Raw genomic sequence first — 22,405 nt, forward strand, 5'->3', positions numbered from 1 at the left:
CTATATAGACAAAGCCTGCCTACGCTTCGCTACCCGGAAAAACCGACTTGAGACAACTCGATTGGGTCTGAGATCTCCTGGGGAGAGAACAGCCCGGGTTGGTGAATTCCCCAGAACTAGAATAGAATGCTCAGACCATTTCTTTGAGGTCGAGGGCGGCTTGATTGAGTTTTTCAGTGCCAACTTTGGCCTCGGAAATGCTGTTAACGGTTTCTGAGGCAATTCTATTCAGAGCATTCATCGCTTCAAAAACCTGCTGAATGGCGATCGCCTGCTGTTGGGCGGTTAATGAAATTTGTTGGGTATTGTTAACAATTTCATCAATTGCGTCCACCACAACTTCGACGGTTTTTGTCCCTTCTTCTGTGACTTGAACCGTCAAGGAAGTGGCCGATTGAATTTCTTTAACCAGAGAATTAATGCGATCGGCACAGCGGCCACTATGGTCGGCCAGTTTGCGAATTTCTGTGGCAACGACTCCAAATCCTTTCCCCGCTTCACCGGCGCGAACGGCTTCCACGGAAGCATTCAGGGCTAACATATTGGTCTGATTGGCGATATTGCTCACGTTACTGGCAATTTCATCAATTTGGGACAGTTGCTGGGTGAGTTGTTCGATGCGCTTGGCAATCTGATGGACGGTTTCTTTTAAGCTGGTATTTTGGTGTCCGATCTGGCGATCGCGCGATGGGATGCTGGAGTAGCTGGGACCCATACGATAGGACGGATGCACCGGCAGTTGATGATGGTTGGAGGAATCCACTAAGTTTAAAACCAGAATCGCGTTAGCCGCAGCGGATTCAGCTTGTTCAGCGGTGGCTTTGGAGGATGCATTCAACTCCTCCATTGAGGTGGTTGTTTGGTTGACGGAGGTGGCTTGAGCGTTTGTGGACGTTTCCTGATGAGCAAAGGTGGCGGCAAATTCTGTAGATGAAGTCGCCACTTCATGGATAGCACGTTCGATGCGATCGCGAATGCTAGAGGCTAGTTTTGCACCAATGGCGATCGTCATCAACCCCACGATCGCACTTCCCCACCCCGCAATCGCCAGAGACAAAGTTAACGCTTCCTGAGCTTCTACTTTTCTAACCTCTAAGGTCTCCCGTTCTTGTTGAACAAACGCATGATAAAGCGACTCAATCTCCCGGACAATATTGCTACTCTGATCCGTGGAAAATAAGGCCACAGCTTCTTCTCTCTGCCCCGATTGTGCCAGTTCAAGGGTTTGCAGCGCAACTTGTCGCAGTTGAATTCCCAACTGACTGTACTCCTCAAACCGCTGTCGTTGTATGGGGTCTTCCAATTGAGCAATTTTTAGCTCTAAGCTGTTCATCACTCGACTATAAGACTCACTCCCGGTCTCAAATCCTTGACGATGGCGATCCTTGCCATTCACCAAATATCCTCGGGTTGACCGTTCTATCCGAATCGCTTGCAGGGTCGCTTCGGCCAAATGATCGATGACTTCTGAGGAAAACCCGATCTGTTTGTCGAGGTGATCGACTTTTCTAACGTTTGAAACAATCAGGGTAGCCAGGACACCGGACACCAACAATGGGATAATAATGCAGGCGAGAATTCTTCCCCTCAGTTTTAAGCTGTCCAACATAATCAGATGATGACTCCTTAAATTTGACCTCAACCCACCGATTTAAACGGGGTTTAGTGCAGCCCTGAGTGGCTTACCTCAACAATTTTGATGAGATTTCCTAAAGGGAGGTGCGTAAACTCAGAATCAATCGATTCTGATGATTGACTGTCCCATTGGTTATATTGTTGTTCCCGCTTGCACCTTATCTTAAACTTAGGACTTACGCATCCACGCTAGAGTTGGGGGCTTTTCCTCCGCAGAAAGCCCCTACATCTTACTCACTATAGACTTCCTGGGTCAGTCCTGTCTGTATTGAGGCTATCTTTTGAACCGGACTGATGCACAAAAACCGGGTTTTGACAAGAATGGGTAGGGTTCCTAACTTAGATATCTACCGGACTGACTATAGCGCATCTCAATCATGAAAGGCCGTAGGATGCAGGAGTGGGAGCAAGATGCGCCCGCTCTTTGAGGGATTCTCACGCCTAAATTTCCCGTTGTAGCTTGAGGGCGACGTGATTGAGTTGTTGAATGCTAATTTTGGTTTGGGCGATCCCGCTGGCGGTTTCTTGGGCGCTTTGAGTTAGACTATTCATGGCATCCAGGGTTTGTTGAATCGCCAAGGCTTGTTGTTTGGCACTCAAGGAAATTTGTTGGGCGTTGACGGCGATGTGATTGACGGCAGAAACCACGCTTTCTACGCTGCGAGTTCCGTCTTTGGTGATCATCACGGCTGAATTGGTTGCCCGTTCAATATCATTGACTAATTCACTAATTTTCTCGGCGGATTGTTTGCTGCGATCGGCCAGTTTCCGAATTTCTGACGCGACAACGCCAAAACCTTTGCCTTGCTCTCCGGCGCGGACGGCTTCCACCGCAGCATTCAGGGCTAACATATTGGTTTGATTGGCGATATCGCTGACTAATCCAGCAATTTTGTCGATTTGGTTGACTTGCTCACTCAGATGCAAAATTTGATTGGCAATTTGTTCGACTTGAATGGTGGTGGCTTCGGCGCGTTCGGAGGACTCCTGAGAGGAGAGGCCCAGTTGTTCCATTGTGGTGCAAGTTTCATGGACTGCACTGGCTTGTTGGTTGGCAACGCGCTCTTGTTGTTCAGTCATGGCAGCGATTTCTGTGGAGGAGGAGGCGATGGTGTTGGTGGTTTCGCCGAGGGTGTCCGTAATCCGGCTGGCGATCGCCCATCCTAATCCCCAAGCCACGACTGCCGTGATGGCGGTACTCAATAACACCAAGAAACTCAATAAGTTGAGGGCGTCATTGGTGCGATCGCTTTTTTCGTTCTGAAGATCGTCTTCCCGTTGATTGAACTGTGCCAGTAGGCTTTCTAGTTCCCGATTCAATTGTTCTCGTTCCGGGGAAACATACGCTTTCACCGCGTCTTGCACTCGGTTTTGTTCGACTAAATCAAGCAAATTTGTATTAAATTCAATCGTTCTTTGACTCAGTTCTAAAATTCGCTCTAACTTTTCTTTTTGTTTAGCATCTTCTACATGACTCTGTAAAAATTCTACAGAATTTTCTAGGTTTTTGAGGTCGGACTCAATTGCCTCGGGAATAAATTCTTCCCGGTCGATAACATAGCCTCTTGCCGAGCGTTGGATGGACATTAACCTTAAAGCCAGACGGTCTGACTCCCGGACTAGAGACGCCCCCTCTTCTAACTGGCTGACTTCTTGCTGAACTTGCTGGCTAATCACAAACACTAATCCAGCGGAAGTCAAGGAAAATATTAATGGGATGGAATAACCTAATAAAATTCTAGCCTTTAACTTTAAATTAAATAACATGAGGACTCCTCGCCTGTTATTGCTAAAGAAGGGTGGATGTCAATTCAAAACTTAATCCGTTGTTTTCTCAGTAAACAAAATAGCAATGTTAATGGAAATGAGGCGCATCCATTCACTAACCAACCCGGACCTTTACCTCCAACAGGGGGATTGCCGTCTTGTTAGGGACAACATTTGCCAGAAAGCTGCTATAAAATGTCTGAACCTTAAAGTTTTAGTAGAATTTTTCCCAGAATTTGAACAAGATGACTCGCCAGACAAACAACTAGATTTCCTGTCTTGACTTCAATTCTGATTTTATCACAGCTTTGGAAAATCAATAAGGGAAATTTGCTGTTTTTGAACCCGCAATCAAGAAGTGGGGGTTGCGATTATGAATAAATGCTTAGGAATAAGAATAAGCCACAATTCCCAGAGGGACAAGTTTTAGAGGACCGGTACAGTAAAGGGAAGAGCGCCGGTTTGGTGCAATCTATTTGTTACAGATCGAGCAGAGATTTTGGCAACCAACCCGGTTGCTTGTCCCAGGGAGCTAGAACTGTAGCGAGTTCTGAGTAGCAGTAACCGGGACACAAAAAACCGGCAAAAGGCCGAGGAAAAACTCGGACCTTTTGCCGGTTGGGAATTCACAGATTATTTAGAATGGACGTTGCCATTAGCGGTGGCGGTAGCTAAGAGGCGACTGGTGAGTTTGTCTGGGACTTCCTGGAGGTGATCGTACTTCCAGCGGAAGAACCCGACTCCCATTGTCAGCGATCGCAACTCCACAATCAAATCCTGCATTTCCGCTTGGGGTAAATAGGCTAAAACCTTATCCCATGATTTCCAGTTTTCCAGGGGTTCATAGCCTAAAATTTGGCCCCGTCGTCCGCTGATCAGTTGCATCATATTCGAGGTAAAGTCCGTCGGTGCACAAATCTCCACCGAGGCGATCGGTTCGAGCAAGGTGGGCTCACATTCGGCTAACCCCTCTTGCATTGCCAACCGTGCCGCCTGTTTAAAGGACTGTTCTGAACTATCCACGGAGTGATAGGACCCATCGGTGAGGGTGACGGCAATATCCACCACAGGAAATCCCAAGGGTCCCTGATTCAGGTACTCGCGCACCCCCATTTCTACCCCAGGAATATACTGTTTAGGAACGACGCCGCCGACGATTTTCTCATTGAAGTGATACCCTTCCCCCCGAGGCAGGGGTTTGATTTCCAGGTAAACATCGCCAAATTGGCCGTGACCCCCACTTTGGTGCTTGTAGCGCCCATGAATCCGGGGTGCGGCTTTGCGAATGGTTTCCTTGTAGGGCACATGGGGGACTTGGGTAACCATCGGCAGGTTGTACTTGCGCCGCAGACGATCCAAGGTGACTTTGATGTGAATTTCACCTTGACCCCAGAGGATAATCTCGTGGGTATCGGGATTTTGTTCCCAGGCGAGGGCGGGGTCTTCTTCCAGGAGTTTGGTCAAGGCAGCGCTGATTTTCACTTCGTCGCTGCGCCGTTCCGGGGCGATCGCCAGGGCAAACACCGGAGGCAGTTGCTCCGCTTTAGGTAATTCCGATTTGAGCTTGCCTTCCCCGGTGGTGAGGGTATCTCCCGTCTGAATCCCTTCCATGCGCGACAAGGCGACAATATCTCCCTCTACCGCTTTCTGAATGGTTTCAGTTTGCTGTCCCTTCATCCGATACATTCCCCCAATCCGGACGCCGTTAAGGGTCATGTTATCGGTGATTTCCCCTTTCCACACTCGCACGAGGGACATCTTGCCCCCTTGCGGGGTGTAGTAAGTTTTAATCACTTGGGCTAAGGGTTCACCGGAATGCAGGGGGATTCCCCGGCGATCGGCGGTGGTTTTGGGTTCCGGCGCTTCCCGAATCAGGGCATTGAGCAAGGGTCTGACGCCATAATCTGAATCCGCTACTCCCATAAAGACGGGGACGATTAAATCGGCCCCTAATTCCATTTTGAGGTCAGCGACAATTTCATCTTGGGAGGGTTCAATTTCTTCGAGGAGTTCTTCGAGGAGGCGATCGTCAAAGTTAGCTAACTCTTCTAACATCTCCTGACGAGCCTCATGTTCTTCTTGTTTGAGTTCCTCGGGAATGGGTACGGGGTCTGGTTCGCTGCCACCGTGGTAGTGATAGGCTTGTTCGGTGACCAGATCGATAAATCCCACGGGGTCGGAGCCTTTGAGAATGGGATATTGATGGGGGACTAGGGGTCGGGCGGAGACGGCTTTGAGGGCGTGGAGGACGTCCATAAAGCTATCTTTGGCGCGGTCCATTTTGTTGACAAAGACGAGATGGGGGATTTCCCAGTCATCTAAGAACTTAAATAAGGGGGCTAAGGTGAGCACCCGGCTGACTTCGGGTTCGCAGACGACGACGGCGGCACCGGTGCCTTTGAGGGCGTTGTAGGTTTCTTGGATAAATTCTATGGATCCAGGGCAGTCTACGAAGGTGAAGCGGACATCATGGTATTCAGTGGAGGCGGCGGATATCTCCACACTCATTTGGCGATCGCGGGCTTCTGCGGAACTATCGCCAACGGTTGTCCCTTCTTTGACGTTTCCTTTCCTACTAATTGCGCCGGTTACAAACAACAGGCTTTCGAGTAAGGTGGTTTTTCCACTCAGATATGGGCCTACAATCGCGACGTTTCGCACGTCGGAGACAACTTTTTCGGTCATGATTCACTCCCGTGAGTTAGTTAGTAAAGTTAAAAAAATTTTAAGAGGGCCAAGGGGATAGCCTATTTAAAGTAAAATCCTTATCCTGACTCTATTGGAAACAAGGCGATCGGCATCAGTTCTTCTCGTATGGGTCTTGATGTCTTTTAGATTACCGTATTTTTGGACTCAAGAATTACCGATTGAGGGACTTGTTTTTCTTAGCTTAATCCTTTTTGTTTGAATTTTAAAGAAGTGTTATCCCTTGAAAATTATCGTCGAGGGTGAGTGTTGGCTCTAAAATTCTGGCAGACTCTAGTCAGAGGCAGGGATTTTAGGGTAAAACCAGATTAAACCACCTCGACTCATTTCCAGGAGGGGCGATGCAATTACAACGGAACATAAGGGCCCGAATCGTGGGCGTGACGCTCTTGATTTGGATGATGCCGTTGCTGTGGATGCTGGGGGAGGGGGTGCCAGGGATGGGCGCTGCTGTCGCCCAGGGGACTTCCCAAGCGGCCCTGGATTGGGTCAACCGGGGACTAGGCTCGATTCAAGCGGGTCAGGTATCCGAGGCGATCGCCGCGTTTCGTCGAGCGGCTCAACTGGACCCAACCCTAGCTGTGGCTCATTATAATCTGGGCTTGGCGCTGCGGCAATCGGGAGAATTACAAGGGGCGGCGGATTCGTTCTACCAAGCGACTCAAGCGGACCCCAACTTTACCCTGGCCTTTGCTAATTTGGGGGCGGCCCTGATTGAAGGGAATAATCTCGATCGCGCCCGGGATTATTTACAACGGGCGATCGCCTTGGACCCCCAAATGGGATTAGCTCATTATAATCTGGGTCTGGTCCTGGAGCAACAGCAGTTATGGGATGCTGCTGCGGCTTCGTTTCAGCAGGCGATGCAGTATAGTCCCACGACTCCAGAACCCCCCTATCATCTCGGACTGGTTTATCTCGAACAAGGGAAACTGGAGGAGGCTAAATCAGCGTTTAACCGGGCAGTCAGCATTACTTCTAATCATGCTCCGGCTCACTATCATCTGGGGTTTATTGCTTACAATCAAGGGGATTTGAACGCCGCTTTAGACTCATTTCGGCGGGCGGCGGAAGGGAATCCTAATTATGCCAATGCCTATTATGGGGCGGGGTTAGTGTTTCTGCGTCAGGGGAATTTCACCGAAGCTCAACGAGTGTTGGAATATGCCCGAGACCTTTATACGTTGGAGGGAAATACGGAACGGGCGATCAATGCTGAACGACTGTTAGAGCGATCGCGCAATCCCTAATCCTTAAAACAGTCTAAATTTCTGAGCGGCGGGTGACTTTACCCCTTGTGACTCACCGGCAGTTGAATCCGAAATTCTGTGCCTTTTCCCCTAGTGGAAAAACAGTTTAACTTTCCTAAATGTTTTTCCACAATAATTTGGTAACTAATCGAAAGCCCTAATCCGGTTCCTTTGCCAATGGGTTTAGTCGTAAAAAATGGGTTAAAAATATTGGGGAGAATGTCTGGAGGAATCCCGGCTCCATTATCCTCAATCCAAATCACAATGAACTCGGGATTCACTGCCTTCCCCCCCTCAATGGGGGTTTCCTTTGGACTTTTTTGGAGAACTTCAGTACAGAGGGTGAGGGTGGGAATATAGTCTTTTGAAGGGGGTTGAGCCAGGGTGTCTTCTAAGGCATCAATGGCATTAGCCAACAGATTCATAAACACCTGATTCAATTGCCCCGGATAACACTCTAACAAAGGCAGTTCTGCGTATTTTTTGACCACTTGAATCGCCTGATGTCCGGCGGTGGCTTTGAGTCGATGTTGCAAAATCATCAAGGTACTATTCAGCCCTTGATGAATATCAACTGCCTTGATTTCCGCTTCATCGGTGCGGGAAAAATTTCGCAAACTCAAGACAATATTTTGAATCCGTTCGGCCCCGACGGTCATGGATTTAATCGTTTTAGGTAAATCTTCTATCAGAAAATCTACATCGATCGCTTCGGCTTCTTCTTGAATTTCTGTCACGGGTTCGGGATAGTGTTCTTGATAAAGCGCGAGCAAAAAGAGTAAGTCTTTGACATATTCATCCGCATGATTAACATTACCGTAGATAAAGCTCACCGGGTTATTAATTTCATGAGCAACCCCGGCTACTAATTGACCAATGGAAGACATTTTTTCCGCTTGAATCAGTTGACCTTGGGTCGTTTGCAACTGCTGCATCGCGGCTTCTAAATCCGTGGTCCGACGGATGGATAATCCTAAATAAATGGTGATAATTCCAGTCAGGAGCACGCCGATCGCCAGGGTCGCAATGGTGTCCGCCATGAATCCTTGAAAGGTTGAGGTGGGACGCAGGACAAGGGTCCATTGACGATTGGCAACCTGAAGGGTCTGGGTACAGAGACTGGGATTTTGGTAGCACAAAGACTTTGGAGAGAGGGGTTTAGGGTGTTGCAGACGGGTATCTGCAATAAATTGTTGAGTTTGAGAGTCATAAAAGATTAAAACTTGATTATCCGGTGCCGCTGCCTGGTCAAGTAAGTAAAAATCCAGGTTATTGAGGGTTAATCCCCCTAATGACTTTTCCAACAAATTGGAGAGACTATAGACGGTGTAAGTCGTTCCCATAAACCTATTGCGGCGATCGCGGATTCCGTGGGGTCGTTCGCCTCCTCGGTAAACCGGGCGAAACATCGCCATCCCATAAGTCTTGCCATCGGCTAACACAAATCGTTCCGTTACCGAGATCTGGCCCTCGTTTTTTCCCCGGTTGATCGCCGCCCTCACCCTGGGGTCATAACTGGGATCCAGTCCCAACAGCTCTCCTTTATAGCGACTGGCGGGTTGTCCATAGAGAATGGGAAAATATTCTGGGCGATCGCCTGCGGGGATTAAGTTGCTATCAGAGGCGCGATCGCGAATCTGGAAATTTTCCTTCCCTTGCGCTTGCATCCGTTGCTCAAAAGCTCTGCGTTGTGACTGCGGCACTTTTTCTAGCCATGCCATCCCGAAAATTCCCGGGTAATTCTCAAAAAAGGATTGGGAAAACCGCTGAAAATTTTCCTCGGTCACTTGGCCGGAAATATCATACAATGCACCCAGCGATCGGGTGACTTGGAGATATTCATCGATATCGCTTTGTAAGGTGAGGGTCACGCTTTCCCGGCGTCGCGCTAAGTTGTCCTGTGCGGATCTTCGTTCCCATTCATAAACTCCCGTAGCAGCGATCGCAGAAAGTGACAAACCCACCAGTAAAGTCAACCCCACCGGCAGGTAAGGACGGATTCCCAACAGGGCGTTTTTAACTTGTCCAAAATTTTTTAAATGAACTGTCATAAAACCGTTTATTTTTTACTAATTTAACCGGATTCGCTCCTAGTAAAACCCTGCTAATTACTGGGGTCAAAAAAGTTTGCCTATTGAAACTCGCTGACTTATCACTCTTGGGTTCAAAAATCGCTACACTGGGGACAATCTGTTCTACAATAACATTTTCAACCCCGGGAGTGGGTCAGAAAAACCCCCGGTTTTTCGTCGGTTTCACCCAGAACAAGTTTTATGTGGATCCGGTCTAGCCTGGGCGGGGTGGGTAGAATCCCGGGGCTTTCTTGGCGTATTCTTAGAAAGAGTTGTTAAATGGGGTGGCTTGTCGGCTTCAGTGGGAAGGCACAAGTGACCTCTAGTCCTTTAGAGTACGATCCGATATGGCTACCTTTCTATTAGAAGTTGGTACAGAAGAATTACCCGCAGGATTTCTCGATAGCGCAATTACTCAGTGGCGATCGCGCATTCCCGATTCCCTCGCTGAACATTTCTTGACAAATGACGCAGTTTATGTATATGGCACCCCTCGCCGGTTAGCGGTGGTGATAGAAGGGTTGCCGGTTCAACAAGGCGATCGCGAAGAAGAAATTAAAGGCCCTCCCGCCTCCGCTGCCTATAAAGACGGCAAACCCACCAAAGCGGCAGAAGGATTTGCCAAAAAACAAGGCGTCGAACTCGATGCCTTAGAAATTCGCCCCACAGAGAAAGGGGATTTTGTTTTCCTGCGGAAAACCATCACCGGACGTCTCACCACGGACATTCTCCAGGAGTTGGTCCCGCAATGGATTAGCAAACTCGAAGGCAAACGCTTAATGCGCTGGGGGAATGGAGAAATGAGATTTTCTCGACCCCTGCGCTGGTTAGTGGCCCTGTTTGACCCGGATATTTTACCCATTCAACTCGACAACGGGTCCGAAAGTCTCACCAGCGATCGCATTTCCTCGGGTCATCGCGTCTTACACCCCCAACCCGTAAAAATTGCCACCGCCTCCGATTACATCCAATCCCTAGAAAATGCCTTTGTTTCCGTAGATCCGGACCACCGTCAATCCATCATTCAAGACCAAGTAAAAGCCGCAGCAGCAAAAGTCGGAGGAACTGCCGATATTTCCCCGGATTTACTCCAAGAAGTCACCAACTTAGTGGAATGGCCGACCGCCGTTTTAGGTAAATTTGATGAAGACTTCCTCATTTTACCCGCCGAAGTCATTACCACAGTCATGGTCAGCCATCAGCGGTATTTCCCCGTCTTAAAATCCGCCGAAACCTCCGGCAAATCCCCCGAACTTCTCCCCTATTTCATCACTATTTCTAACGGTGACCCGGCCAAATCTGACCTCATTGCCCTCGGAAACGAACGGGTGATTCGCGCCCGATTAGCCGATGGTCAATTTTTCTATGAAACCGACCGGGCCAAACCCCTAGAAGCCTACTTGCCTAAATTAGAAGAAGTCACCTTCCAGGAAGATTTAGGCTCAATGCGCCAGAAGGTCGATCGCCTCTGTCAGGTTGCTGCTTTGATTACAGAACAATTGCAAATTCAGGGCGAACAAAAAGAGCAAATTGCCCGGGCGACCTTACTTTGCAAAGCCGATTTAGTCACCCAAATGGTCTATGAATTCCCGGAACTCCAAGGGGTGATGGGCGAAAAATATGCCCGGGCCTGTGGGGAATCGGAAGCTGTCGCTACGGCAATTTATGAACATTATTTACCCCGGAATGCCGGAGATAAATTACCGGAAACTCCCGTGGGTCAAGTGGTGGGATTAGCCGACAAATTAGATACCTTAGTCAGTATTTTTGGCTTGGGGATGATTCCCACGGGTTCCTCCGACCCCTTTGCCCTGCGACGGGCCGCCAATGCGGTGATTAATTTAACTTGGACGGCGAATTTACCCTTAAACTTAGGGGAATTACTTGGGAAGATTGCGGCTGAATTTACTGCCAGCCATCCGAAAACCTCCCCGGACTTGCTCTCGCAGTTACAGGAGTTTTTCTTACAACGCATTCGCACCCTGTTGCAAGAGGAACGAGGGATTGATTATGACTTGGTGAATGCGGTTTTGGGGGAAGAGGACGCGGAATATAGCCAACGCGCTTTAGAGGATGTGTTGGATGTTCGCGATCGGGCTTTATTCCTCCAGTCCATTCGCAATAATGGCAGCTTAGATACCATTTATGAAACCGTGAATCGGTCTGCACGATTGGCGAAACAGGGGGATTTGGAGACAACGGTTTTAGATCCGACTCAAGTGCTCAAACCGGAATTGTTCCAAAAATCCTCGGAACAAGGGTTTTATGATGCTTTGATCCGGTTAATGCCGACGACTCAAGCGGCGCGATCGCAGCGGAACTATCAGCAGTTGGTGGATGCCTTAGCAGAAATTACCCCAATCGTCAGCCAGTTTTTCGATGGGGAAGACAGCGTACTGGTGATGGATCCGGACCCAGAAATCCGGCGCAACCGCCTCAACTCCATTGGTTTACTGCGAAATCACGCCCGGGTGTTGGCAGATTTCGGTCCCATTGTCAAACCCCAATAGTTGAGGACCCTTCTATTTCTGGTCCCCTCCCCTTGGCAAGGGGAGGGTTAGGGTGGGGTCTCCGTGACGTGGCTTCCGCCACGTCACGGACTCATAATGAGGCGATTCCCTACGGGATAGCTCTGCTTACCGCGCCTTTCTGGAGACGGGTCCAACCTCTTTCCTCGTTAATAGGCGCTATAGCGTCACTCCGACACCAGTGGGTAGCGGGAGTGAGGTCACGCCTCGTCTCTGAGCGAGCGAGGCGCCCAAGCGACTCGGCGGCTTTAGCCTCCGTCAATGTGTTCAAATAAAATTGTGAGTAAGAATAACCATCTACGCGATGAATTGTCCTAGTACGGAGAAATCCCCGCAACGAAGAACCGGATGCAATTGGCATAACGACTAGACGAGCAAATAACGGCAGGACAAGGAGCGTACCTATCTGGCTTAGTGATGGAACCCAAAAGCAAAACAATTTGGAAAGTAAGCGCAATTGCAGCATCTTCTTGATAGTTGTTTTGAGCGTCTAGGGGGATACTTGACTATCCCTTTTAAGCAAGTCTTAAAGAATCTGCCTCTCTTTAGAGGGCAGAGTGTCAATCCCACCAGCCATTGCTCGTTCTGTGGCTTCAGCCACAGAACGAAGACCCCACCCTAACCCGGACCTTGCCAAGGGGAGGGGACCATCAGGTGCAGACCCAACAATTGCTTTTTGCAGAGAAAACCCCCACTAGAGGGAGCAACAAACGGTAAGATTAAAATTAGACTTTGAAAAAATGCGATCCATAAAAGTATGCCAAAGGCTCATATCATTGGACTAGGACGCTCAGGGGTAGCTGCAGCGCGGTTATTAAAAAAGCAAGGATGGGATGTCACCTTGAGCGATCGCTCAGACAATGACTCCTTGCGACAACAACAACAACTGTTGGCTGCTGATGGCATCGATGTACACCTGAATCAGTCCTTTGAACCGCAGAAGTCTTTGGATTGGGTAGTCGTCAGTCCGGGGGTTCCCTGGGATCTTCCCGCCTTGGTAACGGCGCGGCAGATGGGAATTACCACCCTGGGGGAAATGGAATTAGCTTGGCGCAATCTCAACGCTTGTCCCTGGGTGGGGATTACGGGAACCAATGGGAAAACGACGACAACGGCGTTAATTGCGGCAATTTTTCAAGCGGCAGGGTTGAATGCACCGGCTTGTGGGAATATCGGATATGCAGCGACGGAGTTGGCGTTAAATGGGTTTGGCGAGGACCGGGCAACCCCGGAGTATCCCGATTGGGTGATTGCGGAAATTAGTAGCTATCAAATCGAGGCATCAGAAACGGTTGCACCGCAAATCGGGGTCTGGACGACCTTTACGCCGGATCACCTCAGTCGTCATGGTACGTTAGAAAATTATTTTAATATTAAGGCGTCTCTGTTGGAGCGATCGCAGCAAAAAGTCTTAAATGGAGATGACCCTTACCTCAGAAAAAGTTTAAGCGATCGCTGGCCAAATGCCTGCTGGACGAGCATCAAAGGCAAAAGCGAGTTATTAGGAAATCCGGCTCACGGCGTTTATATTGAAGACGGTTGGGCGGTGGCAATGGGCGAGGCAGTCCTGCCGGTTGATGCCTTGAAAATGCCCGGGGAACATAATCTGACGAATCTGTTAATGGCGGTGGGTGTGGCGCGATTGGCGGGAATTGATAAAGCGGCGATCGCCGATGCTGTTGCCAACTTCCCTGGGGTGGCTCACCGTTTGGAACGGATTCGCACTTGGCATGGAATTGACTTTATTAATGATAGTAAAGCCACCAACTACGATGCCGCACAAGTGGGATTAGCCTCCGTTGGTGCGCCGGTGATTTTAATTGCCGGGGGTGAAGCGAAAGAAGGGGATGATACGGGGTGGTTGCAAACCATTGAAGCGAAAGTCGCACAAGTGCTGCTGATTGGCGATGCTGCCGATGCCTTTGCCAAACGCTTAGAACAAGTAGGAAATGAGCGCTATGAAATCGTCTATGGTATGGAACGGGCGGTGATTCGGGGGGCTGAGTTAGCGGAAGAACTGGAGGCGCAGGTGGTCCTCCTGTCTCCGGCTTGTGCCAGTTTCGATCAATATCAAAACTTTGAGCAACGCGGGGATCATTTCCGCCAACTCTGTTTGGAAATGCTGCCGGAGTGAGCAAGGGTCAGAGGGTTAGAGGGAGAGGGTCAGAGGGTTAGGACCGGGAGTAGGCTCGGTTCTAACCCGATGGCGTTAACTACAGGCGATCGCAATGTGCTGCGATTTGAATCACAACGACGGGTGATAAATCCAAGGGGTGAGTAATACTCAAATCACCGCTCAAAGTGACCCGGTGCTGCAAACTAGAAGCGCAGTAGAGTTGAATCCGAACTTATGCCAGCACCTACTTTGAATCTGGAAGATAACCTCACTGACCTTTTCGCGCAAGCCTGGTTTTCCGGGAAACTGACCGCGATCGAACAGCATCGCCTTCAGATTGCGTTACTGAATAACGCTCTGAGTCGGGAGGATGCTTTGCTGGTCCATCGGTTGTTTTATGCTGTCCGTCGCGGATGGCTCAAAGTGAGTGCGTAGGCGATTTTCAGCCGAATCTCCCTGAGTCCTCCCCTGTTCTTTGAAAGCGCGATCGCCACTGTGATCCGCTTCTGTTTACTGGGCGATCGAAACATTTTTATCTCACTCAACCGATTAGCGACTGATCCAGTCGTTATTTTTTCCGCTCAGGGTCCAGGATCGGGGGATCTGCCGCCCGATCCTGAGTAGAGCAAGGGATAATGGATCAACTCGCCATTCCAATTGGGGACTCCAGAGCGAGCAAAATGTGAGTCTACTCTGCACAAACTGAGCCACAGATCCCTGGCGCTTCCTTTTTGTACCGAGTTCGGTCAAGCTAAACATACTTGCTTACGCACTCCAAGAGTGTTACAATTTTCTGGTTCTTAATTTAGATAGAGCGCTTCGGTGGACTCACGATCGTCATTTAGGGCAAATTAACGATTTTGCGTCCTTTCAGACAACCAGGGATTCAGGCTTTCAACCGGATTTGATCAAAGAGGGTGATCCCAAATCAGGTTGTTAAAAGTCGATGTTCTCTTGAGTGGGCCTCAAGAGGCTGAGTTCTGGTAGCTTGAACCCTTGAGGCTGGGGGTTTTTATGGACCGTTGAAAACCGGATTCCGTATGAATCCACCGAACCGCTATAGTAGTCCTAAATCAGTTGTGTCATGGATCTAAATCTGATTCCTGTGGAGTGCGTAAAGCCTTCGGCATAGCTTCGCTTACCGCGCTCGCAACAGCCTGTGCGTCAGCACGTAAACGTGCTGTAGGCATCACATCTTGTTCGCTATCTTTTTGACAAATCATTTAGGATTGCTATAGACCTTTGAAAACCGGATTCCGTATGAATCCACCGAATCGCTATCTTAAATTAAAGTCGGTAATTGTGAAGGAATTAAGACATGAAAAAATCGATAAATTCTCAACCAAGCCAACAATTTATTATCGATAAATTCTCAACCAAGCCAACAATTTATTGACGTTGAAGACTCTAAAGCAGTCTGTCCTAAATGTGGCTCTCATAACATCCGTAAAAATGATCGTGTTCATATCAGGTTTGTCATGTCTGTATGGTATGGCTTTCAACCCTTGGATGTTGGCGGTGCCCCAGAAGGGAGAGGGGTTTGGGGTCAGGGTGAGTCCACCGAACTCCTATAAGGGTAAGGGGATTGCAAAATATAAATCATTCAACCGTTCAAGTGAAAGGAAGGTATGTGTAGGGGCTACTCCGTTGATCCGTCACTACAAACGTTTTAGAAGTTTTATTTTTTGGAGTTCCCTAAGCAAAATCATCAATGTAAAGATTGTAGGCGACAGTGTGTTGATGGAAACTCCAAAAAAATATATTTCTAATTTCCTACAAAATCGCGTTGATAAACTCTTACTTGAGAGAACAACCTTTACGAGCAAATTACCTGGCTCTAAGGTAGAAATCAAAAGAGAAGGTACAGGCAACATAGAACATGATTGGCTCCACCCTGTTAATTGTTTCCCGGGTCAACTGAATCAGGTGTTTATGAATATTCTGGCGAATGCGATCGATGTGTTTGATGATCGGGTCAAACAGTCATCCTTTGCCGAAATAAGGGTGTTCCAACAAATAAATCCTCCAAATCCCGATGGTTAAGCACCTAACTGTATGACGCCGCGCAGGCGGGCTTTGTCCTGTGAGCCTCCAGGCTTAAGCCTGCGGGTTTTTTGGGTATTTTATTTTTTGGAGTTCCCTAACAGCGCAAAAGCAACAGATTACGATTCAGATTCAAAAAGTTGAAAACTGGGTTGAGATTAGAATTGCTGACAATGGCGCGGGTATTCTCCCAGAGATTCAAGCCAAGATTTTTTACCATTTGTTCACCACCAAAGCAGTGGGGAAAGGAACGGGTCTAGGATTGGCGATCGCCCGTCAAATTATTGAAGAAAAACATGGCGGTTTTATCCAAGTCAACTCTATAATGGAACAAGGAACCGAATTGATCATCTCTTTACCAACTCAAACCTAAAAAAAATTAACTTTCGGTCAGGGTTTAGACCCCTTTCACCCATTACTCACCCATCCATTCTCCACCTAGAAGAGATATGAATAACTCCAACAAAAACCGTACCCGTCCCACAACCGCTCAAATTCCCAACTATCAAATTGTCGAAACCGTTTATTCAGGAAGTCGCACCGTAGTATATCGGGGAATCCGTACATCAGACCAATTACCTGTCATCATCAAACTACTGAAAAATGACTATCCCACCTTTAGCGAACTGGTACAGTTTCGCAATCAATATACCATTGCTAAAAATCTCAACTCCCCTCTGATTGTCCAAACTTATAGTCTGGAACAGTATCGAAATAGCTATGGGTTAGTCATGGAAGATTTTGGAGGTGTATCTTTGCAGGAATGGGCCCTGAAGGGAAAAAATACCCTCTCATTAACAGGGTTTTTAGAGATAGCGATCGCATTGTGTAATGCCTTGGATATATTGTATCGCGATCGCATCATTCATAAAGACATCAAACCCAGTAATATTCTCATTAATCCGGAAACAACAGAAGTTAAATTAATTGACTTTAGTATTGCATCTTTACTACCACGGGAAACTCAAACCCTGATTAATCCCAATGTATTAGAAGGGACACTAGCGTATATTTCTCCAGAACAAACAGGCCGAATGAATCGGGGGATTGACTACCGGACTGATTTTTATTCTTTGGGGGTGACATTCTACGAATTACTGACTGGAGAGTTACCCTTTCAATCGAACCATCCAATGGAATTGGTGCATTCTCATATTGCTAAACTGCCACCTCTTTTATCGAACCGGGAAGAAATTCCGCCGGTGATTTCAGATATGATCGCGAAATTGATGGCAAAAAATGCCGAGGATAGATATCAGAGTGCCTTGGGATTGAAGTTTGATTTAGAAAACTGTTTAAATCAGCTACGAGATCGGGGTGCAATAAAGAGTTTTAAAATCGCAGAAAGGGACCGGTGCGATCGCTTTATTATCCCCGACAAACTTTATGGACGAGAAACCGAAGTAGAAACTTTACTAAAAGCCTTTGAAAGAGTCAGCCTGGGTGCCACAGAAATGATGCTGGTAGTTGGGTTTTCGGGAATTGGGAAAACTGCGGTTGTCAACGAAGTGCATAAACCCATTGTACGTCAACGTGGTTATTTTATCAAAGGAAAATTTGACCAATTTAATCGCAATATTCCCTTTAGTGCCTTTGTGCAAGCATTCCGGGATTTAATGGGGCAACTATTAAGCGAAAGTGATGTCCAAATAGAGCGATGGAGGAATAAAATCTTATCGGCAGTTGGAGAAAATGGACAAGTAATTATTGAAGTCATCCCCGAATTAGCAAAAATTATTGGAGAACAACCAGCCGCCATAGAATTATCAGGAGATGCAGCAAAAAATAGATTTAATTTATTGTTTCAAAAATTCACCCAAATTTTCACCACATTAGAACATCCATTAGTGATATTTTTAGATGATTTACAGTGGGCCGATTCGGCATCGCTGAAATTAATGCAGCTTTTAATGGCTGATACAGGTCATCTGTTATTAATAGGTGCATACCGCGATAACGAAGTCAATCCAGCACATCCATTAATGTTGACCTTGAGCGAGATCCAAAAAAGCCAAGCAACGATTAATATGATTAATTTAGCACCCCTAAGCCAAAGAAAAGTAAATCAGTTAGTAGCTGACACCCTTAAATCCACCGAAAGTTTGACATGGACTCTTTCTCAACTGATATTTCAGAAAACTAAAGGAAATCCATTTTTTGCTACGCAATTTCTCAAAGCCCTACATCAAGAGCGACTCATTCAATTTAACTACCCCCCTCTGTCCCCAACCCCCCTTACCGATGGGGTACAAGGGGGCTGGGAATGTGACATTGCACAAGTAAATCAGCTTGCGGTGACAGATGATGTCGTGGTCTTTATGGCATTGCAATTAGGAAAACTGCCTCCCTCAACTCAACAGATGTTGCAATTAGCGGCTTGTATTGGCAATCAGTTTGATTTAGCAACATTGGCAATTGTTTCCAAACAATCTCAAATTGAAACGGCTACTGCTTTGTGGAAAGCATTACAAGAAGGGTTGATTTTACCTATTGGTGATGTTTATAAATTTTATATTGGGAAAGAAAATCAAGCAGCTGTTCAACAAACCTTTCAGAAGGTTATATACAAATTTTTACATGACCGAGTACAACAAGCTGCTTATTCTTTGATTCCTGATGAGCAAAAACAACCAACACATTTGAAAATAGGGCGACAAATTTTAAATGCAACTCCCTTAGTAGAAAGAGAAGAAAAACTATTAGAGATAGTTAATCAATTAAATCAGGGTATAGACTCGATAGAATCGGTGGAAGAACGCAATGAACTGGCAAAACTCAATCTAGCTGCTGCACAAAAGGTAAAATTGTCTACTGCTTATGGATCGGCAATAGAGTATTCAACCAAAGGGATTCAATTGTTACATAGTAATAGTTGGCAACAGGACTACAAACTGACTTTGGGGCTCCATGAACTAGCCGCAGAAGTTGCCTGTCTGAGTGGTGATTTCCATCAAATGCAATATTTTGTGGATATCGTATTGCAACAAGCTCGGCAACTGTTAGATATGGTAAAAGTTTATGAAGTGAAAATTCTAGCGAATGTGGCACAAAGTCAGCAGCTAGAATCGATTAAAACTGCTTTGTCTATACTGGAGTTATTAGGAGTAATATTCCCAACAAAACCGACCCCAGCAGATATTGCTCAAAGTTTGCAAGAAACTCAAGCAATGTTAGTAGGAAAAGAACTAGAAGAATTACTTAAACTCCCAGAAATGGTTGACATGGAAGCGTTGGCAAAACTCCGAATTTTGGCATCCGTGACAGCCAGTGCCTATGTAGCTACTCCAGCCCTTTTACCCTTAGTTGTATGCAAACAAGTACAACTGTCAATACAGTATGGTAAGGCAGCAATATCGTCATCAGCTTATGCTTGGTACGGAGTAATTTTGTGTGCCAGAGGAGAGATTGAGGCAGGCAATCGGATAGGTCAATTAGCGTTAGAAATGCTCACCCAGTTTAAGAGTAAAGAATTTCAAGCCTGCACGTTTAATATGGTTTATGTGTTTATAAAACCTTGGAAATATCATATTCAGGAATCGTTGAAGCCTTTGATTGAAGGATACCACAGTGGTTTGGAAAATGGGGCGATGGAATATGCTGGGTATGCGGCTTGGAAACACTGCTATTTATCTTTTTTCTCGGGTCAAGAACTCTTGGCCTTGAAAGAGGTGATAATGGCGTACAATCAAGCATTAGGTCAAATAAAATCAGTAGCCAAAAACTACCTTAGCGTTTTCTACCAACTTGTTTTGAATTTGCTAGCAGAAAGTGAATCTCCTTGGCAACTTCAAGGAACTATATATGACGAAAAGCTCATACTTTCACGCCAGAAAGTAGATGATTTATATGAGATGGCAGTGTTGCATATCAGCAAGCTGATGCTTTGTTATCTTTTCCAAAAATGGCAAGAGGGTAAAGACATAGCAGATTCTATCAAACAATATCTGCCTGCTGCTAGCGGCTGCTACAAAATTCCTGTGTATCATTTCTACGATTCTCTCATTCAGCTTGAAATGTTGCCAGACACAGAGGGATTGGAACGAGAGCAATTACAGCAACGAATAGAAGATAATCAAACTAAGTTGCAAAACTGGGCAGCACAGGCCCCCATGAACTATTTGCATAAGTGGCAGCTAGTAGAAGCAGAAAAGGCACGAGTGTTGGGAGAAAATCAAGCCATTGAGCTATATGATCAAGCGATTAAAGTGGCTAAAGAAAACGGTTATATTCAAGAAGAAGCTCTAGCCAACGAACGTGCTGCTAAATTCTACCTGAATTGGGGTCAAGAAAATTTTGCAGCCGGATATATGCAAGAGGCTTATTATTGTTATGCTCGCTGGGGTGCAAAAGCCAAAGTAGCTGATTTAGAAACGCGCTATCCCCAATTACTTGCCCCCATATTACAGCAAACCCGTTCTCCCTTCTCCTCTCACGAAACTATCTTCACATTGGGGAGTGTCACCTCTGCCAGTTCCCCCACATCCAGTAGTAGCAGTATCTCTGTAGCTTTAGATTTAGCTGCGATTCTGAAAGCTTCCCAAACTATTTCAGGTGAAATCGAACTCGAAAAACTGCTTTCATCATTGCTTGAAATAGTCATCGAAAATGCGGGGGCTGATAAATGTGTGTTAATGCTGTTGCGAGATGAACACCTGTCGATCGAAGGGTCAATTACTATGGGGACGCAGCCCGTCGTGTTGCAGTGCCTTCCCATTGAAGACAGTCAAGATATTCCCCTAAAGCTAATTTACAAAGTCAAGCACAACAGACAGACGGTTGTTTTGGTGGATGCGACAGCAGATTCAACCTTAGTCAACGACCCCTATATCATCCGTCAACAACCCCAGAGTATGTTGTGTAGCCCAATTTTACATCAGGGTAAGTTGATGGGCATTTTATATCTAGAAAATAATTTAGCGACGGGGGCATTCACAACCGATCGCGTCGAACTCCTCAATTTACTTTGCGCTCAGGCGGCAATTTCTCTGGAAAATGCCCAACTTTATGAGCGGGAGCAACAAAAATCCCAAGCCCTCGAAAAGGCCCTCAACGATTTGCAAAATACTCAACTCCAACTTGTTCAAGGAGAAAAAATGTCTGCCCTTGGCAATCTCGTTGCGGGGGTTGCCCACGAGATTAATAATCCGGTGGGTTGTATTCTGGGCAATGTGGGGGCGACAGAGGATTATGTTAACGATTTATTGGGACTGATAGAGCTTTATGAGGAAGCATTCCCAGAACCGGGCGATCAGATTAAATCGGAACTGGAGGCGGTCGATTTAGACTATGTGCGACAGGATTTGCCCCAGTTGATGCGGGCGATGCGGGATAGCGGCGATCGCATTAAATCCATCAGCCACAGTTTACGCACTTTCTCCCGAAAAGACACGGATCGCAAACAACCCTTTAATCTCCATGACGGCATTGAAAGTACATTGCTAATTTTACGCCATCGCCTCAAAGGTAATGAGCATCGCCCTGAGATTAAAGTAGCTAAAATGTATGATTGGCTCCACCCTGTTAATTGTTTCCCGGGTCAACTGAATCAGGTATTTATGAATATTCTGGCCAATGCGATCGATGTGTTTGATGAGCTGGCCCAACAGTCATCCTTTGCCGAAATAAAAGCGCAAAAGCAACAAATTACGATTCAAATTCAACAAGTTAACAATTGGTTTGAGATTAGAATTGCTGACAATGGCGCGGGAATCCCTAAAGAGATTCAATCCAAGATTTTTAACCATTTATTCACCACGAAAGCCGTTGGTAAAGGAACGGGCTTAGGATTGGCGATCGCCCGTCAAATCGTCGTTGAGACCCACGGTGGTAGATTACAGGTCAACTCTCAAGTGGGTCAAGGCACAGAATTTGTGATTAGCCTGCCCCAAAGCTGAGGGACGATCGCCTCACACCCCAGATATTTTACGGGTCTGAGGCTGGTTGATTCCCCTAAAAATTGCGGCGCTGGAGCAATTCGGATTTAGACGCGCTATATATATAGCGCGTCTAAATCCTCTTTGTCATCAAACAGCTTATTCTCGATGTCACTGCACTCAGCACAGGAGATCGATTACCGCGCACAGGAGAAAGAGCGATCGCCATCTTTCACCACAAGACTCTCAGGCATTGGAACCCTTGTCAAATTCATTTAGGGTATTCCAACAAATAAATCATCCTTGCTTTGATGCGATCGCACCTAACAAGGCTCTTTTAGCCCGCGCAGGCACCGCTTTGTCCGTGTAGCCCCACCCTTCAGGGTGCGGGTTTTTTGAAGGTTTTATTTTTTGG

General features: G+C 46.9%; 9 protein-coding genes and 1 pseudogene. 6 read left to right on the top strand and 4 right to left on the bottom strand.

Going from position 1 to position 22,405, the window contains the following annotated elements:
• Positions 1-130: 130 nt before the first annotated feature.
• The 3 genes from NG833_RS13540 to NG833_RS13550 all read right to left on the bottom strand — a co-directional run bounded on the left by NG833_RS13540 (position 131) and on the right by NG833_RS13550 (position 6,087).
• Positions 131-1,609: a methyl-accepting chemotaxis protein gene (locus NG833_RS13540; protein ID WP_254565814.1), complete on the bottom strand. Its 1,479-nt coding sequence runs from the start codon at positions 1,607-1,609 to the stop codon at positions 131-133.
• 467 nt (positions 1,610-2,076) lie between these two features.
• The gene (locus NG833_RS13545) at positions 2,077-3,402 is read right to left on the bottom strand and encodes a methyl-accepting chemotaxis protein (protein ID WP_254565815.1); all 1,326 of its coding nucleotides are present in this window, start codon (positions 3,400-3,402) and stop codon (positions 2,077-2,079) included.
• 633 nt (positions 3,403-4,035) lie between these two features.
• Complete coding sequence (locus tag NG833_RS13550) at positions 4,036-6,087, bottom strand: elongation factor G (protein WP_254565816.1); 2,052 nt, start codon at positions 6,085-6,087, stop codon at positions 4,036-4,038.
• A 362-nt stretch (positions 6,088-6,449) separates the two neighbouring features.
• Between NG833_RS13550 and NG833_RS13555 the strand changes: the two genes are divergently transcribed.
• Positions 6,450-7,358, top strand: coding sequence for a lipopolysaccharide assembly protein LapB (locus NG833_RS13555; RefSeq protein ID WP_254565817.1), 909 nt, complete (start codon positions 6,450-6,452; stop codon positions 7,356-7,358).
• 38 nt (positions 7,359-7,396) lie between these two features.
• Here the strand turns inward: NG833_RS13555 and NG833_RS13560 are convergent, their stop codons facing one another.
• Positions 7,397-9,409: a CHASE domain-containing protein gene (locus NG833_RS13560; protein WP_254565818.1), complete on the bottom strand. Its 2,013-nt coding sequence runs from the start codon at positions 9,407-9,409 to the stop codon at positions 7,397-7,399.
• Between the two features lie 368 nt (positions 9,410-9,777).
• Here NG833_RS13560 and glyS point away from each other — a divergent pair, with 368 nt between their 5' ends.
• From glyS to NG833_RS13590, 5 genes and pseudogenes are all read left to right on the top strand, one after another.
• Positions 9,778-11,940 (top strand): glycine--tRNA ligase subunit beta, encoded by a 2,163-nt coding sequence (gene glyS, locus NG833_RS13565; protein WP_254565819.1) that lies wholly within the window; start codon positions 9,778-9,780, stop codon positions 11,938-11,940.
• A 775-nt stretch (positions 11,941-12,715) separates the two neighbouring features.
• The gene (gene murD, locus NG833_RS13570; RefSeq protein WP_254565820.1) at positions 12,716-14,092 is read left to right on the top strand and encodes a UDP-N-acetylmuramoyl-L-alanine--D-glutamate ligase; all 1,377 of its coding nucleotides are present in this window, start codon (positions 12,716-12,718) and stop codon (positions 14,090-14,092) included.
• Positions 14,093-14,308: 216 nt separating this feature from the next.
• Entirely contained in the window at positions 14,309-14,509 is a 201-nt protein-coding gene (locus tag NG833_RS13575) for a hypothetical protein (protein WP_254565821.1), read from the top strand.
• 1,452 nt (positions 14,510-15,961) lie between these two features.
• Positions 15,962-16,490: pseudogene (locus NG833_RS30965) on the top strand (sensor histidine kinase); the annotation flags it as partial.
• 76 nt (positions 16,491-16,566) lie between these two features.
• The gene (locus NG833_RS13590) at positions 16,567-22,011 is read left to right on the top strand and encodes an AAA family ATPase (RefSeq protein ID WP_254565823.1); all 5,445 of its coding nucleotides are present in this window, start codon (positions 16,567-16,569) and stop codon (positions 22,009-22,011) included.
• The last annotated feature ends 394 nt before the right edge of the window (positions 22,012-22,405 follow it).

It is taken from the genome of Oscillatoria sp. HE19RPO (assembly GCF_024220515.1).
Classification (GTDB): Bacteria; Cyanobacteriota; Cyanobacteriia; order Cyanobacteriales; family Laspinemataceae; genus Laspinema.